The organism is Sphaerisporangium corydalis (genome assembly GCF_025506355.1).
GTDB lineage: Bacteria > Actinomycetota > Actinomycetes > Streptosporangiales > Streptosporangiaceae > Sphaerisporangium > Sphaerisporangium corydalis.
This window is the reverse complement of record NZ_JANZYP010000002.1, coordinates 220,057-235,525: the sequence shown is the minus strand read 5'-3', so window position 1 is coordinate 235,525 and position 15,469 is coordinate 220,057. Positions and strand designations below refer to the sequence as shown.

Here is a 15,469-nt window from a genome sequence, read left to right as displayed (position 1 = left end):
TCACCGCGAGGGGGTGGGAGCGGTCGTCGGCCGGCGCGCGCCGCTGGGCGTCGGCGAGGGCGTCGGCGCGGTGGACTTGTCGGTGCCCGGCGTGTCCCCCTGGTTGATCGGGTCGCCGCCGTTGTTGTTGCAGTTGTCGTCCCACGGAAGACAGCCGCCGCCGTTGTCACCGCCGCCGTTGTCGCCCCCGCCGCCGTTGTCGTCGGGGAACCCGTTGTCGTCGGGGAACCCGTCGTCCTGCGTGGGCGTCGGTGTCGGGGTCGGCTCCGGTTTGGGCGCCAGGTCGAGGGGCGAGCCGATGTTCGTCGGCGGGGGGAACTCCATGGACTTCTGCCCCTTCATCGCCTCCACCATGAACGCCCGCCAGACACGGGCCGGCACGGTGCCTCCGTCGAAGTTGTTGCCCAGGGACATCTCGGCGCCGTTCTTGCGGTTCTCCTTGTACATGCCGACGGCCGAGGAGAGCTGCGGGGTGAAGCCGACGAACCAGGCTTCCTTGTTGTCATTGTTCGTACCGGTCTTGCCGGCGACCGGACGGTCGGCCAGCGCGGCGGCCGTACCCGTTCCGCCCTTCACCACCGAGCGCAGGGCGACGATGGCGTCCGACGCGACCTCTTCGGAGATGACCTGCTTGGGCGTCTTGTCCTCGCGGATGACCTCCCCCTTGTCGGGGTGCGTCACCTTGATGACGGTGTGGGTCTGGTAGTGCTTGCCGTTGTTGGCGAAGATCGAGTACCCGGACGCCTGCTCGACGGGGGTCACGCCGGCGCTGCCGATGGAGAACAGGAACCGGTGCTCCGACACGTCCTTGTCGAGGCTCTCCTTGCTCAGTCCCGCGTCCTCGGCGATGCGCTTGACCGCGTCCAGCCCGACCTCGGCGCCCATCTGGCCGAAGGCCGTGTTGATGGAGTGCTGCGTCGCGTAGATGACGTTCATCGACTGCGGCGTGGAGTGCCCGTTGAAGATCGGCGTCGTGCCTTCGAGCTTGAGCGGCTGCTTGCCGGTCACGTAGCTCTTCAGGCTGTGCCCGGCCTCCAGCCAGGCCGCCAGCACGTACGGCTTGAACGCCGACGCGGCCTGCTTACGCGCCTGGAACGCCTCGTTGAACTGGTCGGGGTTCTTGCCCAGGTAGTCGTTGCCACCGTAGAACGCCACCACGCGGCCGTTGGTGGGATTGACGGCGGCCAGACCGGTGTGGACCTCCTTGGGGAGCCCGGAGGTCGTCTGGATCACGGCCGTCCTCGCCGCCTTCATGAGGTCCTTGTCGAACGTCGTGTAGATCTTGTAGCCGCCGGTCTCGATCTCGGAGCGCGGCAGGCTCTTGTCCAGCTCCTTGAGCACCTCGGTCAGCATGTAGCCGCGCAGGCCGTCGAACGCCTCGGAGTCCTTGCGCTTCTTCACCTTCGGGAACTTCAACGTCGTGGAGTACGCGCCGTACTTCTGCGGGTCGACCTTGACCATCTGCTTCAGCACGTAGTCGAAGCGGAACTTCGTACCGGAGAAGTCCTTGTTCTCCTCGGCCTTGTCGAACGCGCTGGGCTGCTGGATGCGGCCGGCCAGGTAGGCGCCCTGGGCGGGGGTGAGGTCCTTGGCGCCGTGCCCGAAGAACTCCCGCGCCGCCGCGTCGATGCCGTAGGTGTTGCGGCCGAAGGGGACGGTGTTCAGGTAGTACTCGAGGACCTTCTCCTTCGACCATTCCTTGTCGAGCTTGATCGCGATGAAGATCTCCTTGATCTTCCGCTTGACCGACCGCTCCTGGCTGAGCCCCTTGAAGTAGGTCCTGGCCATCTGCTGGGTGATCGTGGAGGCGCCCTGGACCTGGGTCCCGGTGACGGTGTTCCACGCCGAGCGGACGATGCCGGACAGGGAGATGCCCGAGTCGCTGTAGAAGGTGTCGTTCTCGGCGGCGATGACCGCGTCCCGTACGTACGGCGGGACGTCCGCGAGCTTCACGGCCCGCCGCTCGGTGCCGAGGCGCGCCATCAGGGAACCGTCGGCGTAGTAGAAGGTGCTGCCCTGGGAGATGGCCGCGTCCTGGGCGTCCTGCTCGGTCGGCAGCTGGGTGTTGGCGTACGCGACGGCGATCATGCCGAAGACGCCGGCCACCACGACGGCGAAGCCGGCCATGACGATCTTCCAGTTGGGGACGAACCGCCGCCAGCCGGTGCGCTTGGCCGGTTCCCCGGCCGCCTGACGCCTGCCGGGACCGTCGCCGGGGGGGCCGCCGCCCGGACCTCGCCCGCCCGGGCCACCGGGTCCGCCGGGACCACCAGGTCCGGCCGGGCCGCCGGAGCCTGGGCCGCCACGGGCCCTGCGGCCTCCTCGCCTGGCGCCCACGTCGTTGCTCACGACCGTCTCGGAACCCGAGCCGTCACGCCTCGGCGGGCCGCCGGGCGCGGCGGACACCTGCCCTATCGACTGCGTGTCCTCGAAGGCGGCCTCGGAACGGCGGCCCCTCGGGTCGCTCGCGGGACGGCGGGGGTCGGCCTGGGCCCTGCGGGGGTCGGCGGCGGGCCTGCCGGCGTCACGCTGCGCGCCGCGCGGGTCGGCCGCCTGACGGCCGGGGTCGGCCGGAGCGCGGCGCGGGTCGCCCGCGCCCGGCCCGGCGGCACCGGGGTGACCGGGGTGGCCTGCGGGCGGCCCCTGCTGGGGACGCCTGCCGGGGTCGCCGGGCTGGGACGGCGCGGCGCGGCGGCCCGCGTCGGAGGACGGCGCGGCACGGCGCCCCGCGGAGGGATCGGGGATCTGCTCGGGACGCGGCGCGGCGCGACGGCCGGAGGCGGCGTCGGGCGCGGCGCGGCGGCCGGTGGAGTCAGGGGACTGTGGTCCCGGATATCCGCCGGTGGGCGCGCCGTCCTCGGCAGAGCGTCGGCGCCGCCCGGGACGTCCTGATCCACCGGGGGCCTCGGATGGGTCGGGGCGGCCGGTCGGCTCGGAGCCATAGCTGCTGTAACTCACGCGTCCTCGTTGGGTCATCTGGCGATCGGGAGGGTCTTCGACGTGGTCCGCCGCGGGTGGAGAGCACCCCTCGTCGAGCCGGGGGTCTCTACCTGCGCTGGGCTACGTCTCCGCGGTCTGTCCGTCTTTGCCGGAGTTGCCCGGTGGCCCGCCGTTGCCTAGGACGAAGGAAACCGTCAGGTGATTCCATGAACAACCTTGGCAGACCTCGACAACGTAGACCCGGAATTCTTCGTATTCCTTGGCCATCTGAACAAGGTCTGACGTGGCTTTTACACGCCCTGCGCTGCGACCTAGCTGGTCTCCGTAGACATATGTGACATGAGTCACGTTCCGGTGCTCGCATATGGGGCAGGCGCGTTTCGTTGGCTCACCGTGGTACCGAGCGGCACGCAGAAGGTAGGGGTGGGCGTCACACACTTCGCTCCTGGCCGCGCGCCCGGAGCGCAGCGACTGGACCGTCGCGCGCTTCGCGAGGCCGTAGTCCACGACCCCTCGCTGTGACCACATGAGCGTCAGACTACGACTTTTTTATCCATTCCGCCCAACTGCTTGACTCATTCGCCGATTGCACACTATGCCGACGCGACGTATCCTCAGGATGTATCGGCTCGATACATCAGCGGGACACATCGACGCGTGAGGGGGCGGTTCCAGTGGCGGTTAGCAGAGGCGGAGTCCTCGAGCTGGCCGTGCTCGGCTCGCTCCACGAGACACCCTTGCACGGCTACGAGCTGCGGAAACGCCTCAACGCCCTGCTCGGAATGTTCCGCGCGTTCTCCTACGGCTCGCTCTACCCGTGCCTGCGGCAGTTACTGGCCGACGGGCTCATCGCGGAGGAGCCGCCCGAGGAACGCGGCCCATGCGCCACGACGCAGAGCCCGCGCGAAGGCACCCTGCCCCTCACCGGCCGCCGGTCGAAGATCGTCTACAAGCTGACGGCCGAGGGCAAGGAACGCCTGCAGGACCTGCTCACCCAGGCGGGTCCCTCCGCCTGGGAGGACGAGAGCTTCGGGGTTCATTTCGCCTTCTTCCGCCATACAGAGGCGGAGGTCCGGCTGCGAATCCTGGAAGGCCGCAGAAGCCGGCTGGAAGAACGGCTGGACGGGGTCCGCACGGCTCTCGCCCGCACGCGTGAGCGGTTGGACAGTTACACCTTGGAATTACAGCGACACGGTTTGGAATCAGTCGAGCGCGAGGTGCGCTGGCTGAACGAGCTGATCGATACCGAACGTGCGCAAGCCGTCCGGCCAAGAACGGACAGGGCGGAGGCGCAGGATGCCGAGCCCGTTCCTGATAAGACGAACGAGTAAAGGAGCGAGTGCGATGGGTTCCGTGCGCGTAGCCATCGTCGGCGTCGGCAACTGTGCCGCGGCGCTGGTGCAGGGCGTGCATTTCTACCGGGATGCCGACCCCGCCAGCCGGGTGCCGGGCCTGATGCACGTCCAGTTCGGCGACTACCACGTCCGTGACGTGGAGTTCGTCGCGGCGTTCGACGTCGATGCGAAGAAGGTCGGGCGTGACCTGTCCGAGGCGATCGTGGCCTCGGAGAACAACACGATCAAGATCTGCGACGTGGCGCCCACCGGCGTCACCGTCCAGCGTGGCCCCACATACGACGGGCTCGGCGAGTACTACCGGGAGATGATCGAGGAGTCCGACGACGAGCCGGTCGACGTGGTCGCCGCGCTCAGGGAGTCCGGGGCCGACGTATTGGTGTCCTATCTCCCCGTCGGTTCCGAGGACGCCGACCGCTACTACGCCCAGTGCGCCATCGACGCGGGCGTCGGCTTCGTCAACGCCCTCCCGGTGTTCATCGCCTCCGACCCGGTCTGGGCGCAGAAGTTCACCGACGCCGGGATCCCCATCGTCGGCGACGACATCAAGTCCCAGGTCGGCGCGACCATCACCCACCGGGTCATGGCCAAGCTCTTCGAGGACCGCGGCGTCGAGCTGCTGCGCACGTACCAGCTCAACTTCGGCGGCAACATGGACTTCATGAACATGCTGGAGCGCAAGCGCCTCCAGTCCAAGAAGATCTCCAAGACGCAGTCGGTCACCTCGCAGATCCCGCACGAGATGGCCAAGGCCGACGTCCACATCGGCCCGTCCGACCACGTGCCGTGGCTGGACGACCGCAAGTGGGCCTACGTGCGCCTGGAGGGCAAGTCCTTCGGCGACACCCCGCTGAACCTGGAGTACAAGCTCGAGGTCTGGGACTCGCCGAACTCGGCCGGCGTCATCATCGACGCGGTCCGCGCCGCGAAGATCGCCATGGACCGGGGCATCGGCGGCCCGATCCTCTCGGCCTCGTCGTACTTCATGAAGTCGCCGCCGGAGCAGTACTCCGACGACGACGCCCGCGACGCCGTCGAGAAGTTCATCCGCGGCGAGGTGGAGCGCTGACGTACCGCTGAGTCCGCGACCCGCCGGCGAACGTCACAACGGAACGAAAACGGCAGGACACGGGAAGAGGCGCCAGGACTCCACAGGGGGCCCTGGCGCCTCTCTGTCGTCCGGCCACCTGTCCGGGAGAGACCCACGTCCGGCCTCCCGCTCACGCGGGGGCACCCTGCCAGGGGCTCCGGGCCGCGGGCGGCAGACCGGAGGGGTCCGCAGCGGCCCAGGCGGCCGGGTCGGGGCCGAGCGCGATGAGGAGCGGCACCTGTTCGCCGCACCACGGAGAGATCGCGAGCAGCCCGCTCATGACCCCGTGGGTGAACTCGTCCCACGGCATCCACCGGGTCGCGCCGACCTCGTCGGGGTTCGGGCGCGCGTCGGTGTCGACGACGGCCCGGTAGACCGGGCACAGCTCGTGCTCCACCGTCCCGTCCCCCATCACCGCCCGGTAGGAGAAGCCGGGCAGCACGAGCTCGAACCCCGTGGCGTCCAGGCCCAGCTCGTAGGACAGCCGCCGGGTGACCGCCTCGGCGGTCGGCTCGCCCGGGAGCGGGTGCCCACAGCAGCTGTTGGTCCACACGCCCGGCCAGGTGCGTTTGTGCGACGCGCGGCGGGTCAGCAGGACCCTTCCCTTGCCGTCGAACACATAGCAGGAGAACGCCAGGTGCAGCGGCGTGTCGGCGCCGTGCACGGCGGACTTGGGTGCGGTGCCGATCGCCTCGCCTTCGGCGTTCACGAGCACGACATGTTCCTCATGAGTCACCCGACCGAGGGTACGTGATCATGCCCGCCCGCGACCGGTGTCCGACCCGCCGTCAGGCTCCCAGGTCAGAGATGCCCCACCAGGTTGGACAAACCCCACCCCAGGTGGTCCGGCCGTCTACCCCGCGACCGCCTTGGGACCACCCTCGCCACGCGCCCACCGGGAAGGTACGGCCCTCCCGGCCCCGCGCCCACCGGGAAAACCCGAAACCCGGGGAACATCCGATCTCAACCGCCCGCCCCCTGGTCCAGCGCCCATCGGCGAAGGCGACAAAGCCCCCCTGAACGGATATCAGGGATGTTCCCGATGTGGCCTCGGACACGTGCCCAGTAGGCTGGCCCGCGTGTCATTCGTCTCCGACCTTCGTGCCGTCCTTCGAGGCCGGGACTTCCGACGTCTGTTCGCCACCCGCCTGGTGTCGCAGTTCTCCGACGGCGTCTTCCAGTTCGCGGTGGCGGGCTACGCGTTCTTCACCCCGGAGAAGCAGACCAGCGCGGCCGAGGCGGCCGTCGCGTTCGCCGTCCTCCTGCTCCCCTACTCCATCCTCGGCCCGTTCGCCGGGGTGTTCATCGATCGCTGGTCGCGCCGCCAGATCCTGGTCATCGCGCCGATCGTGCGGGGGGTCTTCCTGATCCTCGCGGCCCTGCTGGTCGCGCTGAACGCGCCCGACTGGTGCTTCTACAGCGCCGCACTGGCGGTGCTGGGCGTCAACCGGTTCTTCCTGTCCGCGCTCAGCGCCTCCCTCCCCCACGTGGTCGAGGGGGAGCGCCTGATGCTGGCGAACGCCGTCACCCCGACCTCGGGCACCATCGCCACCTTCGTCGGCGCCGGCGTCGGGTACGTGCTGCGGCTGGTCTTCGGCGCCGAGCACGGCGGCACGGCCATGCTGCTGGTCTTCTCCGGCGTGGTGTTCGGCCTGAGCGCGCTGATCGCCTCCACCATGCACAGGGCCCTTCTCGGCCCGTCCTTCGACCCGGACCGGCCGCAGGCCCGCGACGCGGTGCGCAACGTGGTCACCGGAATGGTCGACGGCGCACGCCACGTGCTCCACATGCGGGCCCCCGCCGCCGCGCTGGCCAGCATGGCCGCCCACCGGTTCCTGTACGGCATGACGATCGTCATGACCGTGATGCTCTACCGCTTCTACTTCACCACCAACGTCGAGGCCGGCCTGTCCCACATCACCGGCGTGCTCGCGACGTCGGGCCTGGGTTTCTTCACGGCCGCGCTGATCACCCCCTGGGCGACCAACCGCTACCGCCCGGAGACGTGGATCCCGATCATGCTGGCCGTCGGCGGCGCGCTGGAGCTGCTGCTCTGCCTGCCGTTCAACCAGGTCGGGTTCCTCGCGGCCGGCTTCGTCCTCGGGGTCACCGGGCAGAGCGTGAAGATCTGCACCGACACGATCGTGCAGCGCGACGTCGAGGACGCCTACCTCGGCCGGGTGTTCTCGATCTACGACATGCTCTTCAACGGGATGTTCGTGGTGGCCGCGGTCGTGGTGGCGCTCCTCCTGCCGGCCAACGGCAAGTCCTACCTCGTCCTGGTCATCGCCTCGATGGGGTACGTGGTCAGCGCCCTCGGCTACCGGTTGATCACCGGCCCCCTCCCCGCCGGCACCCCCCAGCGGGTGGCCCGCTGATCCCGGCGACCTCTCAGGGGGCGGGCGGGAGGTTCTGGGACTTCGACCAGAGCGTCAGGGCCTGGCGGGCGGCCTCCTTGCCGACGATGCCCTGGTCGAGGCGCATCTCCAGCAGGAACTTGTAGGCGCTGCCGATGATCGGCCCCGGGCCCACGCCCAGGACCTCCTGGATCTCGTTGCCGTCGAGCTCGGGCCGCATCTTGGCCAGCTCCTCCTCGTCGGCGAGGCGGGCGATGCGCTGCTCCAGGTCGTCGTAGGTGCGGGACAGGGCCTCGGCCTTGCGCTTGTTGCGCGTCGTGCAGTCGGCCCTGGTCAGCTTGTGCAGCCGCTCGACCAGGTGCCCGGCGTCGCGGACGTAGCGGCGGACCGCGGAGTCGGTCCACTCGCCGGTGCCGTACCCGTGGAAGCGCAGGTGGAGCTCGACCAGCCGGGAGACGTCGGCCACGACGTCCTTCGGGAACCGCAGCTCGGTGAGCCGCTTCTTGGTCATCTGGGCGCCCACCACCTCGTGGTGGTGGAAGGAGACGCGTCCGGCGTCCTCGAAGCGGCGCGTCTTGGGCTTGCCGATGTCGTGCAGCAGGGCCGCCCAGCGCAGCACGCGGTCGGGGCCCGCCGCCTCCAGGGCGATGGCCTGCTCCAGCACGATGAGGGTGTGCTCGTAGACGTCCTTGTGCCGGTGGTGCTCGTCGATCTCCAGCCGGAGCTTGGGCAGCTCGGGCAGGACGTGCGCGGCGAGGCCGGTGTCGGACAGCAGGGCCAGGCCCTCTCGCGGGTGCTCGCCGCAGATGAGCTTGTCCAGCTCGTCGCGGATGCGCTCCGCCGAGACGATCTCGATGCGGTCGGCCATCGCCGTCATGGCGGCCACCACCGACGGCTCGACGGTGAAGCCGAGCTGGGAGGCGAAGCGCGCGGCACGCAGCATCCTGAGCGGGTCGTCGTCGAAGGACTGCTCGGGCGTGCCGGGGGTGCGCAGGACCTTCGCGGCGAGGTCGGTCAGGCCGCCGTAGGGGTCGACAAACTCGTGCTTGGGCAGCCGCACCGCCATGGCGTTGATCGCGAAGTCGCGGCGCTCCAGGTCGGCTTCGAGGGTCTCCCCGTAGATCACCTCGGGTTTGCGCGACTTCGGGTCGTAGGACTCGCTGCGGTAGGTGGTGATCTCCAGCACCCAGTTGTTCTTGCGGAGGCCGACCGTGCCGAAGTCGATCCCGATGGTCCAGATGGAGTCGGCCCACCCCTTGACGATCTCCAGCACCCGTTCCGGGCGGGCGTCGGTGGTCAGGTCGAGGTCGTTGCCGATGCGGCCGAGGAAGACGTCGCGAACCGACCCGCCGACGACGGCGAGCTCGTGCCCGTGCGCGGCGAACAGCTCGCCGAGCTCATCGGCGATCGGGGCAATCCGCCGGAATAGGTCGATCACGGCCCTCTGCTGACTAACGCTCAGATTTGAGACGGACAAGCTGGGTAGGTCCTTCGGTTACGGAAGAGATTCTCCGCGCTAGCCCTGGTGTAACCCGCCCGGGGGTCCACCCCATGCGAGCACCAGGTTCCGGACAGTCGCAGATCTATCGGGGGCACCCGGACAAGACAAGGAGCACGAGAGATGAAAGACGCCCTCGCGATCCACCGTTGGCTCCTGTCCCACCAGATCCACCATGAGATCGTACGGCTTCCCCGCCCCTTGACGTGCGCCGACGACCTCCCCCAAATTCTCCACGTCGCTCCGGCCTCCTGCGTCCGCGTCACGGTGTTCGAGGTCACGACGCGGAACACCCGCGAGCCGGTCGCCGTGGTCACGACGGTCGCCTCACCGCCCCGGCCAGGGGCCGTCGGCGCCCTGCTCGGCGCCAGGCGCGTGCGCCCGGCGCCGGCCTTCCTCGTCAACTCCGCCACCGACTACGCCGCCACATCGGTGTCACCTCTGCTTCTTCCCGATGACCTCACCGTCCTCGTGGACGAGCGGCTGGGACACCCCGGCGACCCCGACGACCTGATGTACACCCCCACAGGAGAACGCCGAACAGCACTACGGCTTCGTGCCCTTGACCTGCTGTTGCTCACCCCTGGGAAGTACGTGGACCTGCAGGCGGCCCGCCACAAGACGGTACGCATGCCGGGCGCCAAGGACGTACGCCCCGTGATGGGCGGCCCTCGCTGCGAATCGCCGCCCGCTCTGCTTTAGGCCATACCATTCTGGGCGTGCGCCGAACTCCACCCCTGGCCGCCACGTGACCCGCGGTGCCGCCCTGATCTCCGTGCTGACCGCCGCGTTCCTCATGGCCCCGGCGGCGCTGGCCGGTTCCGGCGTGGTTCCCGAAGCCGCCGCCGAGAGCCTGACCAGCGCGGGCGCCGCCCCCGGCACGCCCGCGCCCGCGCGCACTTCGGGCCGCGAGGACGCCGCGATCGTGGTGAGCTCCATCACACCCCAGGCGCCCCGCGAGCCGGCCACGCCGCTCACCTTCAGCGGGACGGTGGCCAACAACGGCGCCGTCCCCCTCACCGGCGTGTCGGTACGCCTGCGGTCGTCGCGCCAGCCGTTCGCCAACCGCACCGAGATGCAGACCTTCGCCGACGGCGGCCCGATCCTCGACTCCTCGCGGCGCAGCGTCTTCGTTAGCCAGCTGGCCCCCTCGGGAAAGATCCCCTGGGAGTTCAGCCTCACCCCCGCGGCACTGGAGCTGTTCCGGTTCGGCGTCTACCCCATCACGATCGAACTGGTGGACGCGGCGGGCCGCCAGCTCGCCGCCCAGCGCACCTTCCTCCCCTACGCCCCCAAGACCCAGCCCGTCACCCGCACCAAGATCGCCTGGGCGCTCCCGCTCGTCGACCAGCCCCACCGCGGCGACGACGCCACCTTCGTGGACGCGGGCCTGAGCCAGGCCGTCGCCGATGGCGGGCGGCTCGGCCGGATCCTGAAGCTCGCCGAGACGCCGTCCAAGGGCGTGAGCTGGTTCGTCGACCCCGCGCTGCTCGACGACGCGCAGGCCATGTCGGGCGGCTACTCCCTGCGGTCCGGCACCTCCACCTCCAAGAAGCCGGCCGACCAGAACGTGGCCGACTGGCTGCGCAGGGTGCGCGCGGCCCTCGCCAAGGTCCCCGTCTCGGCCACCCCCTACGCCGACACCGACGTCACGGCCGTCAGCCACCACGGGCTCGACTCCGCCACCGGCATCGCGCTGGACAAGGGCGCCTCGGTCGCCACCGACCTGCTCGGCAAGGAGGTGAGCACCGCCACCAACTGGCCGGTCGGCGGGGTCATCGACCACGACGGGCTGGACGCGCTGGCGGTGGGCGACGTCCGCACCGTCCTGCTGTCGGCGGCGGCCCTGCCCGCGAACCCGCCGCTCACCACCACCCCCAACGCCGCCACCACGGTCGAGAGCGTCGAGGGCACGGTCAACGTCCTGCTGGCCGACCCGGTGCTCAGCCAGCTCCTCACCACGGCCGGCGCGTCCGCGCCCGGGGCCATGACCCTGGTCGGCCAGCGGTTCCTCGCCGAGACCGCGATGATCGCCGCCGAGCCGTCCGACGGGCCACGCGCGGTCGTCGCCGCCCCGCCGCGCCGCTGGAACCCCGACCCGGCCTCAGTGAGCGCCCTGCTGAAGCTGGCGGCCTCCGCGCCGTGGCTCAGGCCCGTCTCCCTCGGTTCGGTCAAGCCGGGGAAGACCAAGGTGCCGCGCGCCGACCTGGTGTACTCCGAGAAGGACCAGCAGGCCGAGCTGAGCAAGTCCTACGTCGCGGGGGTCAGGAAGCTCAGCAACCGCGCCGAGCTCACGGCCACCGTCACCAGCGACCACCGCCGGGTCTTCGACACCGCCCTGCTGCGGCTCACCTCCACCGCCTGGCGTGGCCGGGCCGGCAACGCGGGGCCGCTGCTCAAGCAGATCGACGCGTCGGTCACGAACCGGACCAGCGCGATCTCCATCTCCACGGTCGAGCAGCGCACGCTCGCCGGGCAGAACGGCATCGTCCCGATCAGTGTCCGCAACGACCTGCCCGACCAGGAGGTCACCGTCGGCGTGCGGATCACCTCCGGTAACCGCAAGCTGCTGACGATCGGCCCGTACGAGTCGCCGGTGACCATCAGCCCGGGCAAGACCCGGTCGCTCGACATCCCGATGAAGACCAACGGCGACGGCGAGACGACGCTGAAGGTGCAGCTCACCAGCGCGAACGGGATCCGGTACGGCGTGCCGGTCCAGGTGCCCGTGACCCTGACCGGCTACACCGCCATCGCGCTGGTGATCGTCGGAGCCGTCCTGACGCTGGTGCTCGCCGCGTTCACGCTGCGCGTGCTCCGCCGCCACGCGCGGCGCCCCGCCAAGGGCCGCAGGGCCGGGCGGCCCGTCCCCCGGCCCGTACCCGAACCCGCACAGCATCGAGAGGGGCCCTCATGAGCCGGATGTTGCGCGCCAGCGCGATCATGGCGGCGGGGACGATGGTCTCCCGCCTGACCGGCTTCGTGCGCACGGCCGTCCTGGCCTCGGCCATCGGCGTCGCCGCCCTGGGCGACGCCTACAACATCGCGTACACGATCCCGTTCATCCTGTTCGACCTCCTCATCGGAGGGATGCTCAGCAGCGTGGTCGTGCCGATGATCGTCAAGGCGCAGAAGCAGGACGCCGACGGCGGGCGGGCCTACGAGCAGCGGCTGATGACCGTGGCGACCCTGGCGCTGCTGGCCATCGCCGTGGTGGGCGTGCTGTGCGCCCCGCTGCTCATCCAGCTCCTCACGACCGACCTGACCCCGCGCGCCACCGAGGTCGCCACCACGCTGGCGCGCTACATCCTGCCCCAGATCGCGTTCTTCGGGATCGGCGCGATCGCCGGCGCCATCCTGAACACCCGCGACCGCTTCGCGGCGCCGATGTGGGCACCGGTGCTCAACAACGTCATCGTCATCGCCGTCGGCCTCACCTATCACTTCATCAGCCGCACCGGCGGCGACGTCAAGGCCGCGACCTCCTCCGACCTGGCGTTACTCGGTCTCGGCACCACGGCCGGCATCGTCGTCCAGTCAATCGTCCTCATCATCGCGGTCCATCGCGTGGGGTTCCGGTTCGTGCCGCGCTTCGACCTGCGCAACGCGCGCCTCGGCGAGATGGGCCGGGCGGGCGTGTGGACGCTCGCGTTCGTCGTGTTCAACCAGATCGGCTTCATCGTCACCACCAACCTGGCGACCGGCGCCACCGGCAAGGCGATCGAGCAGAAGCTCGGCCACGTCGCCGGCATCGCGTCCTACAGCTACGCGTTCCAGCTCTTCCAGCTCCCCTACGGCATCATCGCCGTCTCGGTGATCACGGCCATGCTGCCGAGGATGAGCAGGTACGTGCACGACGGTGACCTCGGCGCGATCCGTGAGGAGTTCGCCTCGGGCGTGCGGCTGGTCGCGGCGGTCATCGTGCCGGCCGGGCTGCTGCTCATGGTGCTCGGCCCCGCGGTGACCGTGCTGATCTTCGCGCACGGCAGCACGTCGGTGACCGACGCGCTGAACATGGGCAACGTGCTGCAGGTCTTCGGGCTCGCGCTCGTGCCCTTCTCGATCTACCAGCTCCTGCTGCGCGTCTTCTACAGCTTCGGCGACACCCGCACGCCCGCGCTGATCGTCGCCGGGAACGTCGTGGTGAACTCGGGGCTCAGCTTCGTCCTCTACCTCACCCTGCCCCCGCACCTGATCGTGATGGGGCTGGCCATGGCCTTCACCGCCAGCTACGTCGTCGGTGGCGTGGCCGCCTGGACGCTGGCCAGCAAGAAGGTGGGCGGCGGCCTCGGCGGCAGGATCGTCGCCTCCGGGCTGTCGCGGATGTACGTGGCCGCGATCCCGGCCGCCGTCATCGCCCTCATCGCCCTGTGGGCGACCCAGGAACTGGCGGGCGTCACCCCCCTGAGCTCGGCCATCATGCTGGTCGCGGGCGGCGGCCTCGGCGTCGTCGGCTACCTGGTCATCTCCCAGAGAATGCGCATCGCGGAAATCAGCTCGATCATTGGACTTGTGGCGGGACGGGTAGGCCGCTAGTCATAGGTAACCCGGAAGTCCGGTTCGCCCGTGTTCCAAGGGCATCACAGGCGGCACCCGCTCCGGACTACCATGGTGCCCGGCACTCGGTGGAGACCGGGCACCGTCAGCCGACAGGGAGCAGGAGGGGCGTGGGGGTATTCGCACGGACATCGCCCACGACCAGGGAGAGGATCGCCACATGAGCGCCCCGGCCGTGGAACCCGGCGGTCGCCTGGCCGACCGGTTCCGCCTGGAAGACCGCGTCAGCGAGTCAGGTGGCGCCACCTTGTGGAAAGCCATCGACGAAGTGCTCGCGCGGCCCGTCTGTGTCCTCACGCTGTCCCCCGACTTCGAACGGACCGCCGAGGTGGTGACCGCCGCACGTGGCGCCAGCCGCCTGACCGACCCCCGGCTGACCCAGGTCTTCGACGCCGCCGAGGAGGACGGCCAGGCGTACGTCGTGAGCGAATGGGTCACCGGCGAGAGCCTGACCGACATGGTCTCCTCGGGGCCGCTGGCGCCCGAGCGCGCGGCGGCGCTGGTCGCCGAGGCCGCCGAGGCCGTCGCGCACGCCCACGAGTCCGGGCTCGCCCACCTCTGCCTCACCCCCGACCGCCTGATCTGGACCGCCGGCAGCACCGTCAAGCTCCTCGGCCTGGCCGTGGACGCCGCCCTGTGCGACTTCGAGAGCGACAACGCGGCCCGTGACGACGCCCAGGGCCTCGGGCGGCTGCTGTACACGGCGCTGACCGGCCACTGGCCGGGCGACGGCGAGGCCGAGGTCGACCTGCCGCCGGCCCCGCTCGACGACGGCAAGGTCTGTACGCCCCGGCAGGTCACGGCCGGCGTTCCGGGGTTCCTCGACGCCATCACCTGCCGGGCCCTGATGCAGGAGCCCCGGCGCGGCCTGCCCGCGCTGACGACCCCCGCCGCGGTGGCCGAGGCGCTGGCCGAGGTGCCGAGGCCCGCTCCGGTACCGGTCTCGGTGTCGGCGACGCCGCCCGCGCTCAGCCTCCGCTCCGAGCCTCCCGAGGAGATGGAGCGCACCAGGCCGCCCCGGCAGCAGGCGCCCCAACGCTCCTCAGGCCCCTCTCCCGCGCGCCGTTCTGGCGCCGCGAGCCGTGCGATGATCACCATCATCGTCCTGCTCGTCATCGCCGCGGTGGGCATCGGCGCCTGGACGCTCGGCCAGAGCCTCGGCAAGCGGCCGGAGACGCCCACCGCGTCCTCGCCCGCCTCGCCCTCGGCCCAGCCGAAGATCGTCACGGTGAAGCCGGCCAGGGCCGACGGATTCGACCCGCTGGGCTCCGACCGGTCAGAGCACCCCGAGTGGGCGCGCCTGGCCATCGACGGCAAGCCGTCCACCGAGTGGCACACCGACAAATACGAGACCGCCCAGTTCGGCCGGCTCAAGGACGGTGTGGGGCTGATCCTGGAGCTCGGGAAGCAGGTCCCGATTTCCGATGTCGTGGTCTCGCTCGGCGACATGCCCGGCTCGTCGATCGAGCTCAAGGTGGGCGCCAGCGCCGATCTCGGCTCGCTGAAAACAGCCGCCAAGCAGGACAATGTCTCTGGAACAGTGACCCTCACCCCCGAGAAGGCGATAAGCGGTCAGTACGTTTTGATCTGGTTTACGCGCCTTCCGGCCTTTGAGGGGAAGTTTCGTGGCACCATCTATGACGTAGTGGTGCACTCTCCCGGATCGGCCTAA

At 70.0% G+C, this 15,469-nt stretch carries 11 protein-coding genes; 7 read left to right on the top strand and 4 right to left on the bottom strand.

Annotation, left to right across the window (positions count from 1 at the left end; all coding sequences use genetic code 11):
* Together NYZ98_RS02650 and NYZ98_RS02645 are read right to left on the bottom strand one after the other, a co-directional pair.
* The gene (locus NYZ98_RS02650; protein ID WP_262840813.1) at positions 1-2,958 is read right to left on the bottom strand and encodes a transglycosylase domain-containing protein; all 2,958 of its coding nucleotides are present in this window, start codon (positions 2,956-2,958) and stop codon (positions 1-3) included.
* 102 nt (positions 2,959-3,060) lie between these two features.
* Positions 3,061-3,468: a DUF5318 domain-containing protein gene (locus NYZ98_RS02645; RefSeq protein WP_262840812.1), complete on the bottom strand. Its 408-nt coding sequence runs from the start codon at positions 3,466-3,468 to the stop codon at positions 3,061-3,063.
* Positions 3,469-3,614: 146 nt separating this feature from the next.
* Between NYZ98_RS02645 and NYZ98_RS02640 the strand changes: the two genes are divergently transcribed.
* Positions 3,615-4,271 carry a PadR family transcriptional regulator gene (locus NYZ98_RS02640; protein WP_262840811.1) on the top strand — a complete coding sequence of 219 codons (657 nt, stop codon included), beginning with the start codon at positions 3,615-3,617 and terminating at the stop codon, positions 4,269-4,271.
* 13 nt (positions 4,272-4,284) lie between these two features.
* On the top strand, positions 4,285-5,364 hold the full coding sequence (locus NYZ98_RS02635) for an inositol-3-phosphate synthase (protein WP_262840810.1): 1,080 nt from the start codon (positions 4,285-4,287) through the stop codon (positions 5,362-5,364).
* Between the two features lie 151 nt (positions 5,365-5,515).
* Here NYZ98_RS02635 and idi read toward each other — a convergent pair whose 3' ends face one another.
* On the bottom strand, positions 5,516-6,121 hold the full coding sequence (idi, locus tag NYZ98_RS02630) for an isopentenyl-diphosphate Delta-isomerase (protein ID WP_262840809.1): 606 nt from the start codon (positions 6,119-6,121) through the stop codon (positions 5,516-5,518).
* A 343-nt stretch (positions 6,122-6,464) separates the two neighbouring features.
* On the opposite strand from idi, the gene NYZ98_RS02625 reads away from it, so the two are divergent.
* Positions 6,465-7,763 (top strand): MFS transporter, encoded by a 1,299-nt coding sequence (locus NYZ98_RS02625; protein WP_262840808.1) that lies wholly within the window; start codon positions 6,465-6,467, stop codon positions 7,761-7,763.
* Between the two features lie 13 nt (positions 7,764-7,776).
* On the opposite strand, the gene NYZ98_RS02620 is transcribed toward NYZ98_RS02625, so the two are convergent.
* Positions 7,777-9,219 (bottom strand): CCA tRNA nucleotidyltransferase, encoded by a 1,443-nt coding sequence (locus NYZ98_RS02620; RefSeq protein WP_380706980.1) that lies wholly within the window; start codon positions 9,217-9,219, stop codon positions 7,777-7,779.
* A gap of 144 nt (positions 9,220-9,363) precedes the next feature.
* Between NYZ98_RS02620 and NYZ98_RS02615 the strand changes: the two genes are divergently transcribed.
* From NYZ98_RS02615 to NYZ98_RS02600, 4 genes are all read left to right on the top strand, one after another.
* Positions 9,364-9,942: an aminoacyl-tRNA deacylase gene (locus NYZ98_RS02615; RefSeq protein WP_262840807.1), complete on the top strand. Its 579-nt coding sequence runs from the start codon at positions 9,364-9,366 to the stop codon at positions 9,940-9,942.
* Between the two features lie 46 nt (positions 9,943-9,988).
* Positions 9,989-12,157: a DUF6049 family protein gene (locus NYZ98_RS02610; protein WP_262840806.1), complete on the top strand. Its 2,169-nt coding sequence runs from the start codon at positions 9,989-9,991 to the stop codon at positions 12,155-12,157.
* Entirely contained in the window at positions 12,154-13,776 is a 1,623-nt protein-coding gene (murJ, locus tag NYZ98_RS02605; protein ID WP_262840805.1) for a murein biosynthesis integral membrane protein MurJ, read from the top strand. The genes NYZ98_RS02610 and murJ overlap by 4 nt, the downstream gene beginning before the upstream one ends.
* Before the next feature lie 181 nt (positions 13,777-13,957).
* The gene (locus tag NYZ98_RS02600) at positions 13,958-15,469 is read left to right on the top strand and encodes a protein kinase family protein (protein WP_262840804.1); all 1,512 of its coding nucleotides are present in this window, start codon (positions 13,958-13,960) and stop codon (positions 15,467-15,469) included.